18 protein-coding genes are annotated in these 22696 nt (G+C 60.7%); 13 read left to right on the forward strand and 5 right to left on the reverse strand.

All coding sequences use genetic code 11. The features are described 5' to 3' along the window. Positions 1 to 41: 41 nt before the first annotated feature. The 4 genes from PROAA_RS07030 to PROAA_RS07045 form a co-directional block, all read right to left on the reverse strand. Positions 42 to 1274 carry an ABC transporter substrate-binding protein gene (locus PROAA_RS07030; protein WP_186410662.1) on the reverse strand — a complete coding sequence of 411 codons (1233 nt, stop codon included), beginning with the start codon at positions 1272 to 1274 and terminating at the stop codon, positions 42 to 44. A gap of 58 nt (positions 1275 to 1332) precedes the next feature. Next, on the reverse strand, positions 1333 to 2043 hold the full coding sequence (locus PROAA_RS07035) for an ABC transporter ATP-binding protein (protein ID WP_245664199.1): 711 nt from the start codon (positions 2041 to 2043) through the stop codon (positions 1333 to 1335). Then, positions 2040 to 2813 (reverse strand): ABC transporter ATP-binding protein, encoded by a 774-nt coding sequence (locus PROAA_RS07040; RefSeq protein WP_186410663.1) that lies wholly within the window; start codon positions 2811 to 2813, stop codon positions 2040 to 2042. The genes PROAA_RS07035 and PROAA_RS07040 overlap by 4 nt, the downstream gene beginning before the upstream one ends. 238 nt (positions 2814 to 3051) lie before the next feature. Further along, the gene (locus PROAA_RS07045) at positions 3052 to 3948 is read right to left on the reverse strand and encodes a hydrogen peroxide-inducible genes activator (RefSeq protein ID WP_186410664.1); all 897 of its coding nucleotides are present in this window, start codon (positions 3946 to 3948) and stop codon (positions 3052 to 3054) included. 157 nt (positions 3949 to 4105) lie between these two features. On the opposite strand from PROAA_RS07045, the gene PROAA_RS07050 reads away from it, so the two are divergent. Further along, complete coding sequence (locus PROAA_RS07050; protein WP_186410665.1) at positions 4106 to 5557, forward strand: catalase; 1452 nt, start codon at positions 4106 to 4108, stop codon at positions 5555 to 5557. On the opposite strand, the gene hisC is transcribed toward PROAA_RS07050, so the two are convergent. Then, entirely contained in the window at positions 5554 to 6639 is a 1086-nt protein-coding gene (gene hisC / locus PROAA_RS07055; RefSeq protein WP_186410666.1) for a histidinol-phosphate transaminase, read from the reverse strand. The genes PROAA_RS07050 and hisC overlap by 4 nt on opposite strands. 142 nt (positions 6640 to 6781) lie before the next feature. On the opposite strand from hisC, the gene hisB reads away from it, so the two are divergent. The 12 genes from hisB to pelG all read left to right on the forward strand — a co-directional run bounded on the left by hisB (position 6782) and on the right by pelG (position 22615). Continuing rightward, entirely contained in the window at positions 6782 to 7369 is a 588-nt protein-coding gene (hisB, locus tag PROAA_RS07060) for an imidazoleglycerol-phosphate dehydratase HisB (RefSeq protein WP_186410667.1), read from the forward strand. After that, a complete protein-coding gene (gene hisH / locus PROAA_RS07065) occupies positions 7369 to 8019 on the forward strand; it encodes an imidazole glycerol phosphate synthase subunit HisH (RefSeq protein WP_186410668.1) in 651 nt (216 codons plus the stop codon). The genes hisB and hisH overlap by 1 nt, the downstream gene beginning before the upstream one ends. A 60-nt stretch (positions 8020 to 8079) precedes the next feature. After that, positions 8080 to 8823: a 1-(5-phosphoribosyl)-5-[(5-phosphoribosylamino)methylideneamino]imidazole-4-carboxamide isomerase gene (gene hisA, locus PROAA_RS07070; protein ID WP_186410669.1), complete on the forward strand. Its 744-nt coding sequence runs from the start codon at positions 8080 to 8082 to the stop codon at positions 8821 to 8823. A 50-nt stretch (positions 8824 to 8873) separates the two neighbouring features. Then, positions 8874 to 9635 (forward strand): imidazole glycerol phosphate synthase subunit HisF, encoded by a 762-nt coding sequence (gene hisF / locus PROAA_RS07075; RefSeq protein ID WP_186410670.1) that lies wholly within the window; start codon positions 8874 to 8876, stop codon positions 9633 to 9635. Between the two features lie 5 nt (positions 9636 to 9640). Then, entirely contained in the window at positions 9641 to 10042 is a 402-nt protein-coding gene (gene hisI / locus PROAA_RS07080) for a phosphoribosyl-AMP cyclohydrolase (protein ID WP_222102143.1), read from the forward strand. A gap of 221 nt (positions 10043 to 10263) precedes the next feature. Further along, the gene (locus PROAA_RS07085) at positions 10264 to 13089 is read left to right on the forward strand and encodes a bifunctional glycoside hydrolase/polysaccharide deacetylase family protein (protein WP_186410672.1); all 2826 of its coding nucleotides are present in this window, start codon (positions 10264 to 10266) and stop codon (positions 13087 to 13089) included. Next, the gene (locus PROAA_RS07090; RefSeq protein ID WP_186410673.1) at positions 13049 to 16777 is read left to right on the forward strand and encodes a tetratricopeptide repeat protein; all 3729 of its coding nucleotides are present in this window, start codon (positions 13049 to 13051) and stop codon (positions 16775 to 16777) included. Before PROAA_RS07085 ends, PROAA_RS07090 begins: the two co-directional genes overlap by 41 nt. Before the next feature lie 50 nt (positions 16778 to 16827). Beyond that, entirely contained in the window at positions 16828 to 17364 is a 537-nt protein-coding gene (locus PROAA_RS07095) for a penicillin-binding protein activator LpoB (protein ID WP_186410674.1), read from the forward strand. A gap of 14 nt (positions 17365 to 17378) precedes the next feature. Then, positions 17379 to 18755, forward strand: a complete 1377-nt coding sequence (locus PROAA_RS07100; protein ID WP_186410675.1) for a PelD GGDEF domain-containing protein — start codon at positions 17379 to 17381, stop codon at positions 18753 to 18755. Continuing rightward, complete coding sequence (locus tag PROAA_RS07105; RefSeq protein WP_186410676.1) at positions 18715 to 19719, forward strand: hypothetical protein; 1005 nt, start codon at positions 18715 to 18717, stop codon at positions 19717 to 19719. The genes PROAA_RS07100 and PROAA_RS07105 overlap by 41 nt, the downstream gene beginning before the upstream one ends. After that, positions 19716 to 21245 carry a GT4 family glycosyltransferase PelF gene (gene pelF / locus PROAA_RS07110; protein WP_186410677.1) on the forward strand — a complete coding sequence of 510 codons (1530 nt, stop codon included), beginning with the start codon at positions 19716 to 19718 and terminating at the stop codon, positions 21243 to 21245. Before PROAA_RS07105 ends, pelF begins: the two co-directional genes overlap by 4 nt. Beyond that, the gene (gene pelG, locus PROAA_RS07115) at positions 21245 to 22615 is read left to right on the forward strand and encodes an exopolysaccharide Pel transporter PelG (protein ID WP_186410678.1); all 1371 of its coding nucleotides are present in this window, start codon (positions 21245 to 21247) and stop codon (positions 22613 to 22615) included. Before pelF ends, pelG begins: the two co-directional genes overlap by 1 nt. Positions 22616 to 22696: the final 81 nt, after the last annotated feature.

Consider the following 22696-nt stretch of genomic DNA (forward strand, 5'->3'; position numbering starts at 1 on the left):
ATCACGGCGACACGGCGAAGTACGCCGTGTCGCCAAGACTGTTATTTTTTCACAAGCGGGCATTGTGATGCCGACAGCGGCTGGAACGCATCTTCGCCGGAAACCACAGCCTTGATGTCGTAATAATCCCAGGGGTACTTCGACTCGGACGGCTTCTTCACCTGCATCAGATACATATCGTGGATCATGCGGCCATTCTCACGGATCTTGCCGTTCTTGGCGAAGAAGTCATTGATCGGAGTTGACTTCATCTTCGCCATGACCGCTGCCGCTTCATCCGTCCCGGCTGCCATGACCGCCTTCAGATAGGTGGTGACCGCCGAGTAGTCTCCCGCCTGCACCATGGTCGGATTGCGCTTGGTCTTGTCGAAAAAGCGTTTGCTGAACTTGCGCGTTTCGTCATCCTTGTCCCAGTAGAAGCCCGAAGTCAGCAGCATGCCCTGGGTGGTTTGCAGACCAAGGGCATGAATGTCGGTGATGAACATCAGGAGTCCGGCGAGTTGCTGATTCTTGGTGATACCGAATTCGCTGGCTGCCTTGATCGAATTGATGGTATCGCCGCCGGCATTGGCCAGACCGATGATCTTGGCCTTCGATGCCTGTGCTTGCAGCAGGTAGGACGAGAAGTCCGAGGCATTGAGAGGGTGCCGTACCGAGCCCAGAACCTTGCCGCCGTTGGCCTTGACAACGTCAGAGGTGTCCTTCTCCAGCGAGTGCCCGAAGGCATAGTCGGCGGTTAGGAAGAACCAGGTGTCGCCGCCATTCTTGACGATCGCCTTGCCGGCGACGTTTGCCAGCGCATAAGTGTCATAGGCGTAATGCACCGTATTTGGCGTGCAATCCTGATCGGTCAGCCGCGTCGAACCGGAGCCGACGAATATCGCGATTCGCTTCTTTTCTTGCGTCACTTTGCCAACGGCCAGCGACACGCCGGAATTGAGCAAGTCGGTCACCATGTCCACGCCCTCGGTGTCGTACCATTCGCGCACCTTGTTCGAGCCGACGTCGGCCTTGTTCTGGTGGTCGGCATAAACCATCTCGATGGCGAACTTCGGTTTGTACTGCGCCTTGAAGTCGTCGATCGCCATCTGCACCGCAGAAACCGCGCCTTGACCTCCAAGGTCGGAGTAGACGCCGGACATGTCGGTAAGCACGCCGATCTTGACCATGTTGCCCGAGATATTCATGGCGGCGGGCTTCACCTCTGCCGAGGCGAAGTTGGCGGCCGGAATCAGTAGCGCTGCAAGCGCGACGTTAAGCAGTTTGTATTTCATGGTTTTGTCTCCTGTGGTTGTTGTGCGCCGGATAATGCAATCCGACAGTTGAAACGCCTTAGACTCCAAGATACTCCTGCAACAATTCCTGCTTGGTTTCAATCTCGTTTTGAGCAATTTCGGCAGCGATCTGTCCATGCTCGACAATGTACATGCGATCCGCCAACGGCGCCGCAAAATGGAAATTCTGTTCGACCAGAACAATCGTGAACCCCTTGCTTTTCAAGTCGCCGATCACCTGTCCAAGCTGTTGCACGATCACTGGTGCAAGTCCTTCCGAAATCTCGTCGAGTAGCAACAGTTGCGCACCGCTGCGCAGGATGCGCGCCATGGCCAGCATCTGTTGTTCCCCGCCGGACAGGCGTGTGCCCTGGCTATGACGGCGCTCGGCAAGATTCGGAAACATTGCGTAGATTTCGTCCAGACGCATGCCTCCGCTGCCAACCTTGGGCGGAAGCAGGAGATTCTCTTCGCAACTCAGACTGGCGTAAATGCCGCGTTCCTCCGGGCAGTAACCTACGCCTAGCTGTGCGATGCGGTGCGTTGCCATGCTGACGGTTTCGCGTCCATTGAGCATGATCGACCCCGTTCTTTTGCCGGTGAGGCCGAGGATGGCGCGCAGCGTGGTGGTACGGCCGGCACCATTCCTGCCGAGCAGCGATACGCACTCGCCGCGGTTCACCCGCAAATCCATGCCATGCAAGATATGCGATTCACCATAGAAGGCATGCAGGTCGCTGATGCGCAAATATTCAACGGCCGACGTCACGCCTGACTCCCGGAAGCCTCATTCTCGGCCGTCCCCATGTAGGCCTCGATAACCTGCGGATTTTTGGCGACTTCGGCATAGGGCCCTTCGGCCAGTACGGAGCCGCGCGCAAGAACCGTGATCGTGTCCGAGATGCCGGCAACGACCTTCATGTTGTGTTCGACCATGAGGATGGTGCGATCCGCCGAGACCTTTTTGATCAGTTGCATTACGCGGTCCACATCCTCGTGGCCCATTCCCTGGGTCGGTTCGTCGAGCAGGATAAGTTCGGGTTCCAGAGCCAGTGTCGTGGCAATTTCCAAAGCGCGCTTCTGGCCATAGGGCAACTCGACGGCAACCATCCGGTTCTGAGCATCCAGGCCCACTTCGGCCAGCAATTCGATGGCGCGCGTGTCGAGGCGTGACAGGGTTTTGTCCGAGCGCCAGAAATAGAATGAACCGCCGAGCTTCCGCTGCAAGGCGATGCGTACGTTCTCAAGCACGGTCAGATGCGGAAATACCGCCGAAATCTGGAAGGAACGGACGATCCCGCGCCGCGCGATCTTTGCCGGCGGGTCGCCCGTGATGTCGATGTTGTTGAATCGGATGGCGCCGCGGGTGGGCTGGAGAAACTTGGTGAGCAGGTTGAAGCAGGTGGTCTTGCCTGCGCCATTCGGGCCGATCATCGCGTGAATATGCCCGCGCCTGACTTTCAGACTGACGTTATCGACAGCGACAAATCCCTTGAATTCCTTGACCAGATTATCCGTTTCAAGAATGTAGTCGTTCATAGCCCTGGATTTTGCCCTTCGTCTTGGACGTCGCCACGCGTGTCGCATGAGCATCCCTCGAACGGGATGCATCGGCGGATTATCAGACAGGCAATTGCTTTAGGCAAGCAAGAATATTACTCATTCCAACGCGCGTGATGGAAGGTGTTTCAATCGACCAGCCTCTGTTGCGCAACAGAAGAAGCAGGCCTTCCGGCAGGCAACTTCATGCTGGTCGGAGCCGGTCGCACCAGAAACGTCAGAATGCTGTTCGTATAATATCCGCCAGTATTCTGAGTTCTTCCATGCGCGAGGTGGAGCGCCGCGCGACGAGGGCGATGGTGCGCTTGGGGCTGGGCTCGCTCATCGGGCGTGCGACCAGACCGGGGCTTTTCGCCAGTCCGCTCCTTATCGCCATTTCCGGCACTAGCGCGATACCAAGCCTGGATTCGACCATTTGCACCAGGGTCAGCAGGCTGGTCGCTTCCATGTCCGTTGACGATTGATGGCTTGATTCTCCGCAGGCATACAGTGCGTGATCGCGCAGGCAATGCCCCTCTTCGAGGAGCAACAGGTGATCGGTCAGTGATGGCGACACACGGATCGTTTTCGGCTGAACTTCCGGATCGTCTTTCCGCCCGACGAGCCACAGGGCGTCGTCGAAGAGCGTCTCTACGAGCAGGTTTGCCGTGTCATACGGCAGGGCGATCAGGGCAAAATCGAGTTGGCCGTCTTCCAGACGCAGCAGCAGATTGGCCGTCACATCCTCGCGCAGTGCCAGTTGCAACTCAGGATAGCGTTCGCGCAACAAGGGCAGGGAAAGCGGTAACACGAAGGGGGCGATTGTCGGGATGACGCCGAGGCGCAGTCGCCCTGTCATCGGCTCCAACGCCCCGGCCGCCAGGTCGGCCAGATCGTGCGTTGCGGCGAGTATGACGCGTGCCCGGCGAGCGATTTCCAGCCCGATGCGGGTCATCAGAACAACCTGCCTGTCGCGCTCGACCAGTTGCGTTCCGAGAATATTTTCCAGCTCCTTGAGTCCGGCACTCAGGGTTGGCTGGCTTACAAAACAGGCTTCTGCCGCGCGTGTGAAATTGAGCTGCTCGGAGAGGGCGACCAGGTATTGGAGTTGCTTGAGCGATGGCAATGGCATCATGGTGTGCTCGGCGCGTTATTGAGATATTCGATAAACAGTCAAAATATTATTCATTTAGGAATTATAGCCACATTGTCTACAGTGAGTTTGAACACGTCGTCTCGACGACCTGCCCATTTGAGCTATCACCGTTTTCAACCTCGAAAGGAGTCTCGATATGAGCAACAAACTTACCACTGCCGCAGGTTGCCCGGTAGTTGACAACCAGAACAGCATGACTGCGGGACCGCGCGGGCCGGTCCTGTTGCAGGATGTCTGGCTGCTCGAAAAACTGGCGCACTTCGACCGCGAGGTCATTCCCGAGCGGCGCATGCATGCCAAGGGTTCTGGTGCCTATGGCACGTTCACCGTGACGAACGATATTACGAAATTCACCCGGGCGAAGGTATTCTCTCGGGTCGGCAAGAAAACCGATCTTTTCGCCCGTTTCACTACGGTGGCCGGAGAACGAGGCGCCGCCGACGCCGAGCGCGATATCCGCGGTTTTGCCGTCAAGTTCTACAGCGAAGAAGGCAACTGGGACATGGTTGGCAACAACACGCCGGTATTCTTTCTGCGCGACCCGCTCAAGTTTCCGGACCTCAACCACGCGGTCAAACGCGACCCTCGCACCAACATGCGCAGTGCGAAGAACAACTGGGATTTCTGGACATCGCTACCCGAGGCATTGCATCAGGTGACCATCGTCATGAGCGACCGTGGCCTGCCGGCGACCTATCGTCACATGCACGGCTTTGCCTCGCACACCTTCAGCCTGATCAATGCGCGAAATGAGCGTTTCTGGGTCAAGTTCCACTTCAAGTCGCAGCAGGGCATCAAGAACCTGACCGACGCCGAGGCCGAAGCGATTATCGGCCAGGATCGCGAGAGTCATCAGCGCGATCTCTTCGAGAGCATCGAAAATGGCGACTATCCAAAGTGGACGATGTACGTACAGATCATGCCGGAGGCGGATGCCGCAAGGGTACCGTACAACCCCTTCGACCTGACCAAGGTGTGGCCGCACAAGGATTACCCGTTGATCGAAGTGGGTGTGATGGAGCTTGACCGCAACCCGGAAAACTTCTTCGCCGAAGTCGAGCAATCAGCTTTCAATCCGGCCGCTGTGGTGCCGGGGATCGGCTTCTCGCCGGACAAGATGCTGCAGGCGCGTCTCTTCTCCTACGGCGATGCGCAGCGTTACCGGTTGGGCGTCAATCACCATCAGATTCCCGTGAACGCCCCGCGTTGCCCTGTCCATAGCTATCACCGCGACGGCAGTATGCGGGTGGATGGCAACCACGGCGGTACGCTTGGTTACGAACCCAACGACCAGGGCGAATGGGCCGAGCAGCCGGACTTCTCCGAGCCGCCGCTGAGCATCGACGGCGCGGCCGATCACTGGAACCACCGCGAAGACACCGACTACTTCTCGCAACCAGGCAATCTCTTCCGCCTGATGAGCCCGGCACAGCAACAGGTTTTGTTCGAGAATACGGCACGCTCGGTGGGTGGGGCGCCAAAGGAAATTCAGTTGCGCCACATCCGCAATTGCCTGAAAGCCGACCCGGCCTATGGACAAGGCGTTGCCAATGCCTTGGGCGTTCCGGTGAACGAGCTTGGCGCTTAGCCGAGAATCTCCCTAAGCGCATCAACCAGCAATTGGCACTGCGTATCGGTTCCAACCGTGATGCGCAGGTGCTGATCGATGCGCGGCAATTTAAAGTGACGGACGATGACCTTGCGCTGGCGAAGTTCGGTGGCCAGTTGTGCGGCATCGTGCTGCGGATGCCGCGTGAAGATGAAGTTGGCCGCCGAAGGCAGAACGTCGAAGCCCAGTCTTTCAAGGGCGTCGGTCAGTGAGGCACGACTTTGCATGACGGCTTGTCGCGTTTGCTCAAGGTGTGGTTTGTCGCCCAGTGCGGCGGTGGCGCCGACAATGGCCAGGCGGTCGAGCGGGTAGGAATTGAAGCTGTTCTTGACGCGTTCCAGGGCGTCGATCAGGGCAGCATTTCCAACGGCATAACCGACGCGAAGTCCGGCCAGCGAATGCGATTTGGAAAGCGTCCGGATCACCAGCAGATTCGGGTAACGATTGATCAGCGCGATGGCCGTGGGAACGACCTGTTCGCTGAAGTCGATGTAGGCTTCGTCGACGACCACGACTGACGTCGGATGAGCAGCCACCAGACGTTCTATCTCGGCCAGCCGCAGCAGGTGGCCGGTCGGTGCGTTGGGGTTGGCGATGACGATGCCACCGTTGCCTTGCCGGAAGTCGTCGACGCAAATTTCAAAGCGTTCGTTGAGCGGAACGGTGATGTGATCCACGCCGTATAACCCGCAATACACCGGATAAAAGCTGTACGAAATGTCGGGCAGAAGGATCGGCGCATCGTGTTTCAGGAGCGCCATGAACGCGTGCGCCAACACCTCGTCGGAGCCGTTGCCGACAAAAACCTGAGCCGGCGTGAGCGCTTGATCTGCGAAGTGATTGACGATTGCTCCCCTGAGCCGGTCGGCGTTGGGGTCGGGGTAGAGTCGCAGGCTGGCTCCGTCGCTTCCCAATTCCTCCCGCATCGCATCGACCGCGCGGGCCGACGGCGGATAGGGGTTTTCATTGGTGTTCAGTTTGACCAGATCGGGCATTTTGGGCTGCTCGCCCGGAACGTAGGGCGACAGGTTGTGAACGAGGGTGCTCCAGAACGGATTCATCAAAGGCTCGCAAGGTCGAATGCAGCGGAAGCGGTAAATGGTATCATGCGCAAGCACTGGCTTTATCTGGCCGGAGCGAGCCTCAACGGTTCAAACCGATGGTCGGATTAATCGATTTTTGCCACTTTGCGACGGAAATTACATGCGGCAAGCCGAAATCAGCAGAAACACCCTGGAAACGCAGATCACGGTTCGATTGAACCTTGATGGCAGCGGACAAAGCCGTCTGGCGACCGGTGTCCCCTTCCTCGATCACATGCTCGACCAGATTGCACGTCACGGGATGCTGGATCTTGAGGTCGAGGCGCAGGGCGATCTGCACATTGACGCACATCACACCGTTGAAGACATCGGCATCACGATCGGTCAGGCCCTCGTCAAGGCGTGGGGTGACAAGAACGGCTTGCGACGTTATGGGCACGCCTATGTGCCTCTTGACGAAGCGTTGTCGCGCGTCGTGATCGACCTTTCCGGACGACCGGGACTGGTATTCAACGTCGACTTCAAACGTGCGATGGTCGGCGCTTTTGATGTGGATCTGACCCACGAGTTCTTCCAGGGGCTGGTCAATCACGCCCTGATGACCATCCATGTCGACAACTTGCGCGGCGAGAATGCGCACCACCAGGCCGAGACGGTTTTCAAGGCCTTCGGCCGCGCCTTGCGCATGGCGGTGGAAGCCGATCCGCGGGCGGCGGGCAGCATCCCTTCAACCAAGGGAAGCCTTTGATGGCATCAACTGCGGGCAGTATTGCAGTGATCGACTACGGCATGGGAAATCTGCGCTCGGTGTGGCAGGCACTGGTCCATGTGGCCGATGGCCGTGACGTGGTCGTTACCGCCGACCCGGCGGTAGTCGCTGCGGCCGAGCGGGTGGTTTTCCCTGGTCAGGGCGCCATGCCTGATTGCATGCGCGAGCTCGATGCGCGCGGTTTGCGGCAGGTCGTGCTGGAGACGGCAAGGACCAAGCCCTTTCTTGGAATTTGCATTGGCCTGCAAATGCTCTTTGAACACAGCGACGAGGGCGATGTGTCCGGTCTGGGTGTATTTGCCGGGAATGTTCGCCGTTTCGCAGCGGAACGGATGGTTAACGCATCAGGCGAAAAGCTGAAGGTGCCGCACATGGGATGGAATGAAGTGCGGCAAATCAGACAACACCCGCTTTGGAGTGGAATTCCCGACGGCGCGCGCTTTTATTTCGTGCACAGCTATTGCGTGACTCCTGGCGATGCCGATTGCATCGCCGGCATGACGGACTACGGTACCCCCTTTACCAGTGTGGTGGCACGAGATAATATCTTCGCCATCCAATGCCATCCGGAGAAGAGTGCCAAAGCGGGGCTCGCCCTGTTATCCAATTTCCTTCAATGGAAGCCCTGAACGGGTACGCCGGCACCATTCTCGTTGACTCTTTAATTTCACTACCTTTCACTTTTCAAAATGCTGATCATTCCTGCGATTGACCTGAAGGACGGGGAGTGTGTCCGTCTCAAACAAGGGCTCATGGACGATGCCACCGTTTTCAACACGTCTCCTGGCGAACAAGCAGCACTCTGGCTTGAACAGGGTGCGCGCCGCCTGCATGTCGTCGATCTGAACGGCGCTTTTGCAGGCAAACCAAAAAATGAAAGCGCGATCAAGGAAATCGTCAAGGCGCTCGGCGATGAAATCCCGATTCAACTCGGCGGTGGAATCCGCGATCTCGATACCATCGAACGTTGCCTGGATGATGGCGTCAGCTACGTCATTATCGGGACAGCCGCGGTCAAGAATCCGGGTTTTCTGCATAATGCCTGCAGCGCTTTTCCGGGGCAAATCATCGTCGGGCTCGACGCCAGGGATGGCAAGGTGGCGGTCGATGGTTGGTCGAAGTTGACCGGGCACGATGTCATCGATCTGGCCAAGAAATGCGAAGACTATGGCGTCGAAGGCATCATTTACACCGATATCGGTCGTGACGGAATGCTCTCCGGAATCAACATCGAGGCAACGGTCAAACTGGCGCAAGCGCTGATGATTCCGGTGATCGCCAGCGGCGGCTTGTCGAGCATGGAAGACATCAGGCAGCTCTGCGCGGTCGAGCATGAAGGCATTTTCGCAACCATCGCCGGTCGAGCCATTTACGATGGCTCGCTTGATTTCGCAGAGGCGCAGGAAGAGGCCGACCGCGCGACGCAGATCTGACGCTTCACAACCAACGTTTCACCTTTCCTACGAAAGCAGGGGAATCCGCTTTGGGCCTCGCTAAACGAATTATTCCCTGTCTTGACGTAACCGCGGGTCGGGTTGTCAAAGGTACCAATTTCATCGATCTGCGCGATGCCGGCGATCCCGTCGAGGTAGCCCGTCGCTATGACGATCAAGGTGCCGATGAAGTCACTTTTCTCGACATCACGGCATCGTCCGACCAGCGCGACATCATTCTGCACATTGTCGAGGCTTGCGCAGCGCAGGTATTCATTCCGCTGACTGTTGGCGGTGGCGTGCGCACCGTGGCTGATGTGCGTCGTCTGCTCAATGCAGGCGCCGACAAGGTCAGCATGAACACCGCAGCAGTCGAAAATCCCGACCTCGTTGCCGAGGCGTCGGACAAGGTGGGCAACCAGTGCATTGTCGTCGCCATCGACGCCAAGCAAGTGGCGCCGGGCCGGTGGGAAGTATTTACCCACGGTGGGCGGAAAAGAACCGGCCTCGATGCTGTCGAGTGGGCCTGCCGTGTGCAACAGCTCGGTGCCGGCGAAATCCTGCTGACCAGCATGGATCGCGACGGAACGAAGAATGGTTTCGACTTGCCGCTGACCCGCGCCGTTTCCGATGCCATCGATATCCCGTTGATCGCCAGCGGGGGTGTCGGCAATCTTCAGCATCTCGCCGATGGAGTGACACAAGGCCATGCCGATGCGGTGCTGGCGGCCAGCATTTTCCACTTCGGCGAATACTCCGTTCTGCAGGCCAAAGAGTTCATGCGCGAGCGCGGTATCGAGGTGCGCCTGTGAGCGATCTGGACACCAGTCTGAACTGGCTCGACGCGCTCAAGTGGGACGAGAGCGGGTTGATTACGACCATCGCGCAGGACGCAACGAGTGGCCGGGTGGTGATGTGCGCCTGGATGAACCGGGATGCGTTGCGGGAAACGGTTGCCAGCGGCAACGCAGTGTACTGGTCAAGGTCGCGCGGGCGGCTCTGGCGCAAGGGCGAGGAATCCGGGCATTTTCAGAAGGTATTGTCCATCCGCGCCGACTGCGACGGCGATGTATTGTTGCTTTCTATCGAGCAGGTCGGCGGGATCGCCTGCCACACCGGCCGGGAAAGCTGCTTCTTTCTGGAGTTGCAAGGCGAACGATGGGTTCCGGCCGATCCGGTATTGAAAAATCCCAAGGAAATCTATTCGCGCGGCGTGTAGCGTTCAGCGTGGTTTTTCTATATCTCGCCCGCGCGGTCGCTTCGAAGCGCGTGTGAATCCGTGAACAATGCGGCAGAAGGTCCGGCGACCTATGGGCGGGGCCAGCACTGAATCGGTGCAAACTTGCACCGATTCAGGTGTTTCACGTTAGAATTTCCGGCTACAAGCGCCTGAAAACCGCCAACCGCTGCGCCGGAAGCTTTTTTCGGGAAAGGTACCGTTTGCCAACTGAGCTGAATGCCCTCGTTCTCGGCAACCTCGCACCCCGTACCACGGGTTCTGTGCGGTTGCTGCTTCGGTGCGCACTTTCCGCTTGCCTGTTCGGGTGGCTGGTCTGCGTACAAGCGGCTTCTCCTTCTGTCGCGCTGCACTACGGTGCCGACGCGCCGCTGGAAGAGCTCAAAGCCTTCGATATCGTCGTCGTCGAACCGGATCACGGATTTGACCCGAAGCGCTATAGAAAGCCCTACAGCGAACTATATGCCTACATCGCCATTGGCGAAGTGCAGCCCTCGCGCGACTATGCAGCGGCGATCCCGGCCAAACGCCTCCTGACCACCAATACGGACTGGGGGTCCAAGGTCATCGACCTGAGCTGGCCGGAGCTGCCGGTTTTCGTCGCCGACGCGATCGTCAGCCCGCTCTGGGAAAAGGGCTATCGGGGCTTTTTCCTCGACACGCTTGATTCCTACCGCCTGGTCAGCGGCATCGACGAAGCGGCGCAACAGAAAGGGTTGATTGCCGTTATCGAAACACTGCATCGGCGTTTTCCGGGCATTCGCCTGATTCTCAACCGTGGTTTCGAGATCGTGCCGGCCGTTCGCGACAAGATAAGCATGGTCGCCGCCGAGTCCTTGTTTCGTGGCTGGAACGCGGCCGCGCGCCGTTACGTGGAGGTACCGGCCAGTGATCGCGAGTGGCTACTCGGCCAGTTACGTCGGGTGCGTGACGAGTTCGGCGTACCGGTGCTGGCCATCGACTATCTGCCACCACAGGCGCGCGGCCAGATGCGCGAAACGGCCGAGCGCATACGCGCGCTCGGCATCGAGCCGTGGGTCACCGACGGGCAGATCGGCACAGTTGGCATCGGGCGCCGGGAAATCGTGCCGCGACGCATGCTGATGCTCTACGACGGCAGCCCTGGAGGCTTGCTGATCGAGCACCCGGCGCTGCGTTTTGCCGCCATGCCGATCCAGCACATGGGTTACACGATCGATTTCCGGGACTTGAACAAGCCGCTGCCCGCCGGCTCGCTAGCGGCGCGCTACGCCGGCATCGTGATCTGGGCCAATGCTCCGGTTGCGCGTGGCCGCCAAGTAGCAGACTGGCTGCAACAGCAGATCGATCAGGGCATGAAAGTCGCCATATTCAGTAGCTTTCCCTTTGCCGCAGAAGGCAGGCTGGCTAGCCGCCTTGGTTTGAGATCGGTGGCGGTATCGGGAACTCCCGGCCGTCTGACGGTCGCCAGCCAGGACGCGATGATGGGTTTTGAGGCGCCCCTCCAACCCGACCGTCGCAATCTGACGACGTTGCAGTTGGCCGACGAACAAGGTCGATCACTGTTGAAATTGGCCGACGCTCGGGGGCAGACTTTCGACGCCGCCGCGCTAACCCGCTGGGGTGGGTACGTCCTCGACCCCTACGCCGTGGTCGGGTTGCCGGGCACCGAACAGTCGCGCTGGATCGTCGACCCCTTTGCCTTTATGCAGCAGGCGCTGGCGCTGCCCGATCTGCCGCTGCCCGATACGACGACCGAGAACGGCCGTCGCCTGATGTTCATTCACATCGACGGGGACGGCTACCCATCTCGTGCCGAGTTGCCAGGCACACCATTGGCCGGCGAAGCCCTGCTGACGCAAGTACTGCAGCGCTACCGGTTGCCGACGACGATGTCGGTGATCGAAGGTGAGGTTGCGCCGGACGGACTGTACCCGGCCCTCTCCGCCGAGATGGAGGCGATTGCCCGGCGCACCTTCGCGTTGCCCTACATCGAGATCGCCAGTCACAGTTTTTCGCACCCGTTCGACTGGAGTCGCGCCGAGCTGGCCGCGCCCAAGAAGAAGGACGACGAGAGCTACCATCTGGAGATCCCCGGCTACCAAATGAATCTGGAACGGGAAATCGTCGGTTCCGTCGACTACATTCGCAAGAATCTGGTGCCGCCCGGGAAACCCGTACGGATCATGCTGTGGAGCGGCGACGCAGCACCGCAGGCGCAGGCGCTGCGTATAGCCGAAAATGCCGGCCTGCTGAACATGAACGGCGGCAATACCGTCATCACCCGTTCGTTCCCCAGCCTGACCGCCGTTTCCCCTCTCGGTTATGCAATCGACGGCATCTTCCAGACCTTCGCACCGGTGATGAACGAGAACGTTTACACCAACCTTTGGCGAGGCCCGTTCTATGGCTTCGAGCGGGTCATCGAGACGTTCCAGATGACCGATTTCCCGCGACGGCTGAAGCCGATCGACATCTACTATCACACTTACTCGGCGAGCAAGCAGGCGTCGCTGAAAGCGCTGCACAAGGTCTACGACTGGTCGCTGGCACAGTCGCCCAACCTGATCCATGCCTCCGACTTCATCCGCAAGGCACTCGATTTCGAGACGATCGTACTGGCACGGGAAGACGGCGGCTGGCGCGTCCGCGGCAACGGTGAGTTGCGAACGCTGCGCGCGCCGCCAACAATGGGCTACCCGGACCGCCCGGCCTCCAAGGGTGTCGCCGGGTATGTCGCCGGCAACGAGGGCAACTATATTCATCTGGCCGGTGGCGACACGTTTCTGCGCTTTGCTGCAACCCGGACCGGCGCCGTCCATCTTACCGACGCCAACGCCCGAGTGTCCGACTGGCAGTCGCTCGGGGCCGGGCTGCGCTTCTCCCTCAAGGGATATCAAGCCATCGAGTTTTCTCTGGCCAACGCCAGCCGCTGCAGTGTACTTGCCAATGGGCGAGCGCTGACGCCACGGAAGAGCTCCGGCGGCGTTCAATCCTTCGGTATCAGCGATGCTGCTGCAACGATCGAAACTCGCTGCCGCGACCGTTGAGCGCCCGCGGCTGGCGCCGCCGTGGTCGATCGCGTTGCTGGGCACGCTGGTGCTTGCCGTGCTGGTCGCCATCTATCCGCACAAGGCACTGGTCAACCGCATTATCGAAGCACCGCAGAATGATCTCACCGATTCGTATCTTGTCAATCTGCTGCGAACCGATTCCGGGAACCCGCAACTCGGCCTCACGCTGGCCCGCCATCAACTGGGCAGCGGCCTCTATGACAAGCTGGATATCACATTGGACAGGTTGCTCCAGTCACCCGACGAGGAAACCCGCCTGGAAGCGACGTGGCTGAGCTGGCGCGCCGCGGAGCAGCGCTTTCACCGCATGGACGCCGGGACACTGCAACAGGCCGACAGAATGGCGCAGCTGCGCACCAGGCTGCGTACACTGGCCGCCCTTGACTGGCCCGAGCACAGGACCATCGAGATTGCCCGCCTGGCATTGCAGTTCGGCGATACCCAGCTTGGCATCGAACTGCTGCAGCGGATCGCTGCCAGCGGTCAGGGGCGTTCTGCCGACTGGTACGCGGAGGCAGCACGCGCCGCCCTGGCTGGTGGCGAATACCTTGCGGCGGGCAAGTTCTTCCTGATCGCGGTGCGGCGTACGAGTCTGTCCGTCGAACAACGAAACTTTTTCATTGATGGCATGCTCGCGCTCCAGTCCGGCAATCAGGTGAAGGAGGCGCTGGCCCTTGCGGAAGAGGAGCTGGCCGTGACGCCGTCCCTGGGTGAAAGCTCGCAGGTGCTGGAACTGCTGGTGCGCTTTGCGCGCTCGGTCAAACGCCCGGACCTGGCCGACAAGTATGCACGCAAGCTCCTTCGTCTGTCGCTACTGCGACAGTGGAAACAGCAGCAGCTTGCGCAGGTTTACGGTATCCGTTGGCAACCCGTCAGCGAAAAGGGTGGCCCGCAACTGCCGTTCGATGACCGCATTTACACCCTTGGCTTTGAAGCCTTCCTCGACAACCGGAAACTCGAGGATGCCTGGCAGGTGGCTGCCGCTGCGGTGCGCCAGGCGCCCAACAATCTGGCCTGGCGCGAACGGCTGGCACGTGTTTCGGAATGGACCGGGCGTCCGGCGCTCGCGCTCACCCACTGGCTGTATCTGGCGCGCGCCAACGGCAGCGACGAAGCGTGGCAGGCAATACTGCGGCTCTCCCCCGGGCTGTTTGACGACAATGCCTTGCTGATAGCGCTTGAACACCAGTTGCGCCAGCAACCCGCCAATCCGGCACTGGCAGTGGAACTGGTCGCGACCTTCGAACGCCTGGGCGACCCCAGGGGGGCGATGCGCGTTCTCGAGCAGTTATACCGCCAGCGAAAACAGCCGGAACTGCTGGCCGTCATGGCTGAACTGGCCGGACGGATGGGGGAAGACAAGACGGCGCTGGAGCTTTGGCAAAGCTTCATGACCGCGGACTCCTTGACAGCGGCGCAGGCGGTCCACGTCGCGACGCTCTACCTGATACGCGGCGAGCAGGCCAGCGCACTGGCGGTACTTGAAAGCGCCGACGATGCCGACGAGAGTGACACTGCCGGCACCGCCTACTGGCGACTGCGCGGTGACATCGCTGCGCGGCTCGGTGACGACAAGAAGGCCACCGCCGCCTATCGTCATGTGCTTGCCGGGCAGGAGGCGGTTGCCGGCGATCACGAGAATCTGGCCAGACTGCTGCTTGACGAGTACCCGCTCGAAGCTGCCCGCGTCAGCAGTGACGGCTGGCTGCGCTTCCGTAGCTCGAACCTGCTGTTGCAGGCGCTCAGTCTTTATGCCACGGCGGGGCGCTGGCAGGACATGGGCAAGCTGATGAGCACGCTGTCGGCAGAAGAATCCGCCCAGCTTCGCCAACAGGCCAGCTTCCTCCGCCTTTCGGCCCAGTACCGGATGGCTATCGGTCAGCGTAGCCTCGCGCTGGCCGACCTGGATGCGGCATTTGCGCTCTCCGCGGACAACGCCGACGTCCAGCAGGCGTTGCTTTGGCTCTTGGTCGAGAGCGGTGAAGGGAAGCGCCTGCGCAACGTGATGGCCGCGCACGAACGCGATTGGCAGCCTGACCCAGCGATGCACGATGTACTGGCGGCCGCCAATCTCGCGCTGTCGATTCCGGACGTTGCCCTGCGCCGCTATCTGACCCCCAGGCTCGCCGCGCACCGCGACGATTTTCTGTGGCTGATGAACTATGCCGATGCGCTTGAGCAGAATCAGGAGTTGGATCGTGCCTGGCGACTGCGCAAGCAACTGCTGCTCGATGAAAAGATGCGCGAACGACAGCAGGCCGCTGCCGAACAACTGCCACGAGAGATGGTCGCGCTACGGCGGGCTGCGCGCGCAAGACTGCTGATGCAAGCCAGGCCCGGTGACCCGGCCTATGCGACGCTACGCGAAATGCTCAGGCTCGATCGTGCTGCGGATGGCCAGTTGTCGCCATCGGCGCGCGATGCGGCCTTCGCCTGGCTGCTCGACGCCGAGCAGTACGACGCGGCGCGCGGCTGGCTCTGGCAGCAGTATGCGAAAACGGCGGCACGGCCACTGTGGGGGGAAATGCGCCTCGCCCTAGAATCCGGCGACCGCGCGCTGTCCGGCCAGTTGCTGGATGATTTTGCGCCGCTCATTCCGCGCAACGACCGCATCGAGGCCGCACGCCTGGCCGGCGATGTGCGGCTGGCCCAGAGCGAAGCCTTCGACGCGCAGACCGACTTGCCGGCAGACGATCCGCTGCACCTGCAACTGGGCGAGACGCTGCTGGCACACTCGCATCACGTGGGTGGCCGTGTCTGGCAGAACGATATTGGCTCGGTCGACGAACGAAACAGCGGTGTCAGCGCCCACATCGCCATCTCGCCGCGCCTGACGATGGATTTCGAAATGGGGAAAATCACGCGCCACAACCGGGATCCCGCGACCATGGGGGAAACACCGGATGAGACTTCTCGCAGTGCGCGGATGGTGTGGCTGCATGACGAAGGCAAGACGAAGCTCACCGTTGCCGAACGCAACAGCTTCGAGAAGTACCATCCGCTGCTGATCGAGCACGAGCAGAATCTGGACAGGCGGCTGACGGCATCCTTCGCGCTCGGTCACGACCAGCCGGCCAACGAGTCGACCGCGCTGCGCGTCGGCGGCATGAAGGATATGGCTTCGGTATCGCTTGCCTACCATCTGACTCGTTTCGACCGCTTCATGGTCGAACGCAGCTATGATCGTTTCTATGCCCAGACCGGTGCCGAGCTTGGCAGCGGGCATGTCTGGCAATTCGAATACGGCCATGCGTTGCGCACCGAGCCACGCAGTCTGGAGGCCAGCGTCTTCTGGTCGCAACACCGCTACAGCCAGAAATCCTACGTCAACGACCCGCAACTGGCCCCGCTGTTCCCGGCGGGTGAGTACAGCCCGTCGAGTGTCGGCACCTTCTTCGTTCCGACCAATTTCAACTTCAAGGGAATCCGCCTGTCGACGGACATGAATTTCGAAGAGGACTACACGCGTGCGTGGCGCCCGTATGCCAGTATTGCCCGCACCTGGCACAGTGACGAAGGGCCGGGTTACGACCTTGCCGCAGGTATCGCCGGCAGTGTGTTCGGCGCCGATCACCTCAATCTCGGCTGGCGACTGAGTCGCGGTGGCGCCAACACCGACGGACTGGTGCGAGAATTCGGCTTCAACTATCGCTTGCACTTCTAGACTAGAACGAACACGAACGGATTAAACGGATCAACCACAGGAGGCTCACCATGAAACGCACTGTCCAAGGCTTCGCCGTAATGGCAGCGATCCTGCTTCTCGCCGCATGCTCCACGCTCGACCGTAGCGAGGCACCCGTCCTCAGCAGCAAGGCACAATGGGTCTTGCTGCCTTTCGCCAACTTCACCGAAACACCACTGGCCGGCAGTCGGGCGGAGGCGGTTGCGGAAGGCGTGCTGCGTGCGCAGGGCGTCGCGAAGCTACGTCGCTACCCGGCTGCTTTGCAGCAGGAAGCGCTTTTCGAACCGGGCGATCGCAAGCAGTACGAGGCGGCGCTTGAATGGGCGCGCGCCGAGGGCGCGCGTTACGCGCTCACTGGCAGCGTCGAGGAGTGGCGCTACAAAGTCGGTGTCGACGGCGAGCCTGCCGTTGGCATTGCCGTGTCCATCATCGATGTGCCAACCGGGGAAACCCTGTGGAGCGGTGTCGGGGCAAAGGCCGGCTGGAGCCGGGATTCGCTTGCAGCCGTTGCACAGCAGTTGATGCGCAAGCTGATCGGCGATGGCCTTTCGGCGCGCAAGGACTGAGCGGAAAAGCAGTCTTGACCGTCAAGGATTCGCTGCTCCGTCATCTCGGCCCGTTCGGCAACCCCTGGGCCGTCGCCGGAGAAACCTTGATACTGCCGCTGCTGGCGGTAGCCATCGGCATTTGGGTAAATCCGCTCGACCCGTTGTGGATCAAGGCCAGTTTTCCGTGGGCCTGGTTTGCTCCGGTAATTCTCGCCATGCGCTACGGACCATTCGCCGGGCTGGGAGGGGCGAGTGTGCTGCTGCTGGCCTGGTTCGCCTTCAACACGTCCGGCTGGATCGTCGGCGAATTCCCGAAACTGAATTACCTGGGCGGCTTGATCCTGGTCATGGTCGCCGGCGAGTTTTCCAGTATCTGGCTGGCACGCGCCCGGCGCGCCGAGGGCATCCAGATGTACCTCGACCAGAGGCTGGAATATCTGACGCACCAGTACTACCTGCTACGCCTGTCGCACGACCGCCTGGAGCAGGATCTGATCGGCCGCCCGATGGCCATGCGTGATGCGCTGTCGACGCTGCATTCACTGATTAGGGACGAACCCGGCGCCGCCGCATCGCCCCTGCCCGGTGCCCAGGGACTGCTGCGGCTGCTGGCGCAATACTGCCAGCTGGAGATTGCGACGATCCATTCCGCAGCAGACGGGGAGATCAAGGCCGAACCGCTCGCGACAATCGGCCAGGCTCGAAACAATGGTCGGCTCGACACTGACGATCCTCTGGTTCGCGATGCCGTTGAAGCAGGCACGCTATCGCATCTGGCTGCTGCGCTGGCCGCCGGTGCTTCGCCCAGCAGCTATGCCATAGCCGTACCGATGAAAACCTTTGATGACGAGCTGATCGGCCTGCTGGCCGTCGAGCGCGTGCCTTTCTTCGCGCTGAACGAAGAAATGCTGCAGACATTGAATCTGCTTGTCAGCTACTACGTCGACGGACTCGACGCGCGGAAACTGGCGGCAGAGATCCAGAGCGAATTCCCTGCCTGCCCCGACGATTTTGCCGCAGAGCTGCAGCGGCTGTGGCGTGTCCGGCAAGGGTCGCTGACCGGCAGCAGCATCACCGTTCTCGAATTTCTGCCGCGTCCGGAGCTTGACGATCTGGCCTTCCAGATCGGCCGGCAGCGCCGCTCCCTGGACGTCACCTGGCTTATCGATCTCCCACAGCGCAAGGTGCTGGTGACGCTGATGCCTCTGGCAGGTGCGGCGGAGTCGGAAGGTTATATCGCCCGCATCGAGCAGTGGGTTCGCCAAATGAGCGGCAGTTCGCTGAGCGAGGCCGGTGTCTTCCCGCACGTTCTGCATGTCAACGAAATAGCACCGCTGCCGCTGCTCAACCAGTTGTTCGAAATCTGCAATGTTCCAGCCGAAGCTCGGTCTCTACGCGCTGACGCTTGAGTCGACGGCCTGGGTCGGCTTGCTGCTCGGCAGCACCAGCGATGCGGCGCTGCTTGCCTATCTTGCCGCTCATGCGGCCGCCAGCTTTTTGCTTGGCCTCGCAATGATCGCCTTTCTGCCCGCCGGCCTGCGCCGCAGGCGAGTGCCCGTTCTGCTGCTGCTTTCCGCTACCGGCTTCGCCGTCCCCATCCTCGGTTTTGTCGCCGTCATCCTCGGCGTCGTCATGCTTCATTCGCTGCCGCCAGCCAAACCGGAAGGCCAGTTCGAGGCGGTGTCCCTGCCGAAAATGGACCCCCACCAGCGAGCCGGCAAGGGTTTTCGTCAGGCCGGCATGCGCTCCTTCATCAGCAACGAACGGGCGCCTGTGGCGGCCCGCCAGCGCGCACTCATTGCTCTGCAGAAGATACCCGGGCACGTTGCCTCGCCGCTTCTGCGTGACGTGCTCACCGATTCTTCCGAAGATATCCGCCTGCTCGCCTACGGCATGCTCGACAGCAAGGAGAAGGTGATCAACGACGACATCCACCGTGCCTCGCAAAGCTATCAGGCGGCGGTTGAAGGAAGCGATGCCCGGTGGAAGGGCGCCCGGCGGCTCGCCGACCTGTATTGGGAGCTTGTCTATCAGGAACTGGCGCAGGGGGATCTGCGCACCCACGCCCTGCGCGAGTCGCTTCGCTACACCCGGATCGCTCTCGCCGAATCGGCCGAATCGGCCGATGATGCGGCACTGCATCTGCGCCTCGGCCGCCTGCTGCAGGCGCTTCGCCAGCCGGAGGAAGCCCGCCTGGCTTACGACCGGGCGCTGGCGCTGGGCATGCCGCAAACCCGTATCGTGCCGTATCTCGCGGAAGTGGCGTTCGAGACCGGGCGCTACGAGGAGGTGCGTGCGTTGATGTCCGATCTTGGAAACTGGCAGTCCCTGCCGCGCCTCAAGCCGGTGATCGCTTACTGGAGTCGGGCATGACTTTCCCGCAGGCGCGCGAAGCCGATATCGCGTTGCTTCTTGAGGGTACCTTCCCGTATGTCAGCGGCGGTGTATCGAGCTGGGTCAACCAGATCATTCTTGCCTTTCCGGAACTGCGCTTTGCGATCGTGTTCATCGGCAGCCGTCGGGAAGACTACGGTGAAATGAAATACGCCCTGCCGGAGAACGTCGTTCATATGCAGGCGCACTACCTCTATGACTTCGTCGGTCATGGAGAAAAGCCGAAACCACGACGAGGAGCAAAAGATGCCTTCGCGCTCTCCGACAGACTGCACGACGGCTTCCTGCGCGATGAGGCACCGGCTGGCGCCTGCGCTGCGTTCAGCGAAATCATCCGGGATCTGATGCCCGGCGGACGCCTGCCGGAAGATGATTTTCTGCACAGTGAGGAGGCCTGGCGCATCATCGGCGACCGCTATCGCCAGAACTGCACCGATCCCTCATTCGTCGACTTCTTCTGGACCGTGCGCATGATGCATGCCCCGGTCTGGACGCTTGCCCGCATTGCCCATGACCTGATTCCCGTGAAGGCTTTCCACTCGGTCTCAACGGGTTATGCCGGCTTGCTTGGCGCCATGCTGCGACAGACGCGACAGCGGCCGCTGATCCTCTCCGAACATGGCATTTACACCAAGGAGCGGAAGATCGACCTGTTCAAGAGCGAGTGGATTCGCGACAACCGCAACATCTTCCAGCGCGACCCGACCGAACTCTCCTACTTTCGCCAGATGTGGATTCGCTTCTTTGAATGGCTGGGACGGCTCTGCTACGAATCGGCCGATCCGATCATTGCGCTTTACGAAGCCAACAGGCTGCGCCAGATCGCCGACGGAGCGCGGGCGGAGCGGACGTTCAATGTCCCCAACGGTATCAGCCTGCAGCGTTTCGCACCCCTGCGCGCGCTGCGGCCGGAAATGCCGCCACCGGTACTGTGCCTGATCGGACGAGTGGTGCCGATCAAGGACGTGAAGACCTTCATCCGCGCCATGCGCCGGGTGGCGAACCAGATGCCGGCGGCGGAAGGCTGGATCGCCGGCCCGGAGGACGAAGACCCCGCCTACGCCGAGGAGTGTCGCAATCTCGTTGCCAGCCTGGGCCTTGAAGACAAGGTGAAGTTCCTCGGTTTCCAGAAGATCGAGAACCTGATGCCGAAGATCGGCCTGACCATTCTCTCGTCGATCAGCGAAGCGTTGCCGCTGGTCATCCTCGAAGGCTACGCCGCTGGCGTTCCCACCATCTCCACAGATGTCGGCTCGTGCCGGCAACTGATCGAAGGGCTGGACGACGAAGACCGCGGACTGGGCGTTTCCGGTGCCGTCGTCAATATCGCCGACCCGCAGGCGCTGGCCGATGCCGCACTCGCTCTGCTCGGCAACCCCGAGGCCTGGACCGCCGCGAGCCGGGCGGGGATCGCCCGCGTCGAGCGCTACTACACCGACGACCTCATGTTCGGCGCCTATCGCCGGGTCTATGAGCGGGCGCTGGCGGCTGGAGGGGCGGACTGATGGCGGGCATCGGCTTCGAACTGCGCAAGCTGCTGAAGAAGGACACGCTGGTCGGGCTGCTGCAGGCCTACACCTTCGCCGGCATCATCGGCTCGGGCCCCTGGGTGCTGTCCATCCTCGGCATCCTGATCATCGGCTTGTTGAGCAGCACGGTTGTCGTGCCATCGTTCCTGGTGACGCAGTTCCAGACTTCAGTAACCTATCTGATCGCCATCAGCCTGATCCTGACCGGCGGCTTGCAACTGGGCTTCACGCGCTTCGTCTCCGATCGCCTGTTCGAAGAAAAGGACGAAGTCATCTCGCCGAACCTCAACGGGATCCTTCTGCTGGTCATCATCGCCGCATCGGTCGTCGGCATCATCGGGCTGTTCGTGCTGCTCCCCGGAACAGGGGTCGTCTATCGCATCCTGATGCTCGCCGCATTCGTGCTGATGTGCGCAATCTGGATCGTTACCATCTTTCTGTCGGGCATGAAGCGCTACAAGGCAATCGTCGCGCTATTCGCCATCGGTTATGCCATCACGGTATCGCTGGCGCTGCTGCTGCGTCCGCTCGGGCTGGAAGGGCTGATGGCCGGATTCGTCATCGGCCACAGCGCCCTGCTCGGCGGCATGTGGGTGCTGACCATGCGCGAGTTTCGTCCGCAGGAGCTGATCGCCTTCGATTTCGCCAAACGCGGGGCGATGTTTTCCAGCCTGCTCGCCATCGGTCTGCTCTACAACCTCGGCATCTGGGCCGACAAGTTCATGTTCTGGTTCTTCCCCGACACCTCGGAACCGATCATCGGCGCCCTGCGCGCCTCGATCATCTACGACCTGCCGGTCTTCCTCGCCTACCTGTCGATCATCCCCGGCATGGCCGTATTCATGGTGCGCATCGAAACCGATTTCGTCGAGTACTACGACAAGTTCTACGATGCCGTGCGCAGTGGTGGCTCGCTGGAATACATCGAGGACATGCGCGACGAAATGGTCTACTCGATCAAGCAGGGGATGGCCGAGATCGGCAAGATCCAGACGCTCGCCGTACTCGTAACTTTCGTCTCCGGGCCGCTCTTGCTACAGGCGCTCGACATCTCCGAGCTGTATCTGCCGCTGCTGTACGTTCAGGTTATCGGCGCCAGCCTGCAGGTCGTGCTGCTGTCGGTGCTCAACGTATTCTTCTATCTTGACCAGCGCCGCATCATCCTGCTGCTCTGCAGCGAATTCCTGCTGTTGAACATCCTGCTCACCGGGGTGTCACTATGGTGGGGGGCTGCGCTCTACGGCTACGGTTTTGCCTTTTCCGTACTCGTCACCCTGGCCACTGCGCTGGCACTCCTCGACCGTCGCCTGAGCCGGCTCGAGTACGAAACCTTCATGCTGCAATAACGGGGTGGGGAGGGGCGACCGCCAGCCATACTGATCAAGGCAAATGGCGTGTTGACAACAGCTACACAGGCGACTACGCTC

The sequence above is a fragment of the Candidatus Propionivibrio aalborgensis genome, from assembly GCF_900089945.1.
Classification (GTDB): Bacteria; Pseudomonadota; Gammaproteobacteria; order Burkholderiales; family Rhodocyclaceae; genus Propionivibrio; species Propionivibrio aalborgensis.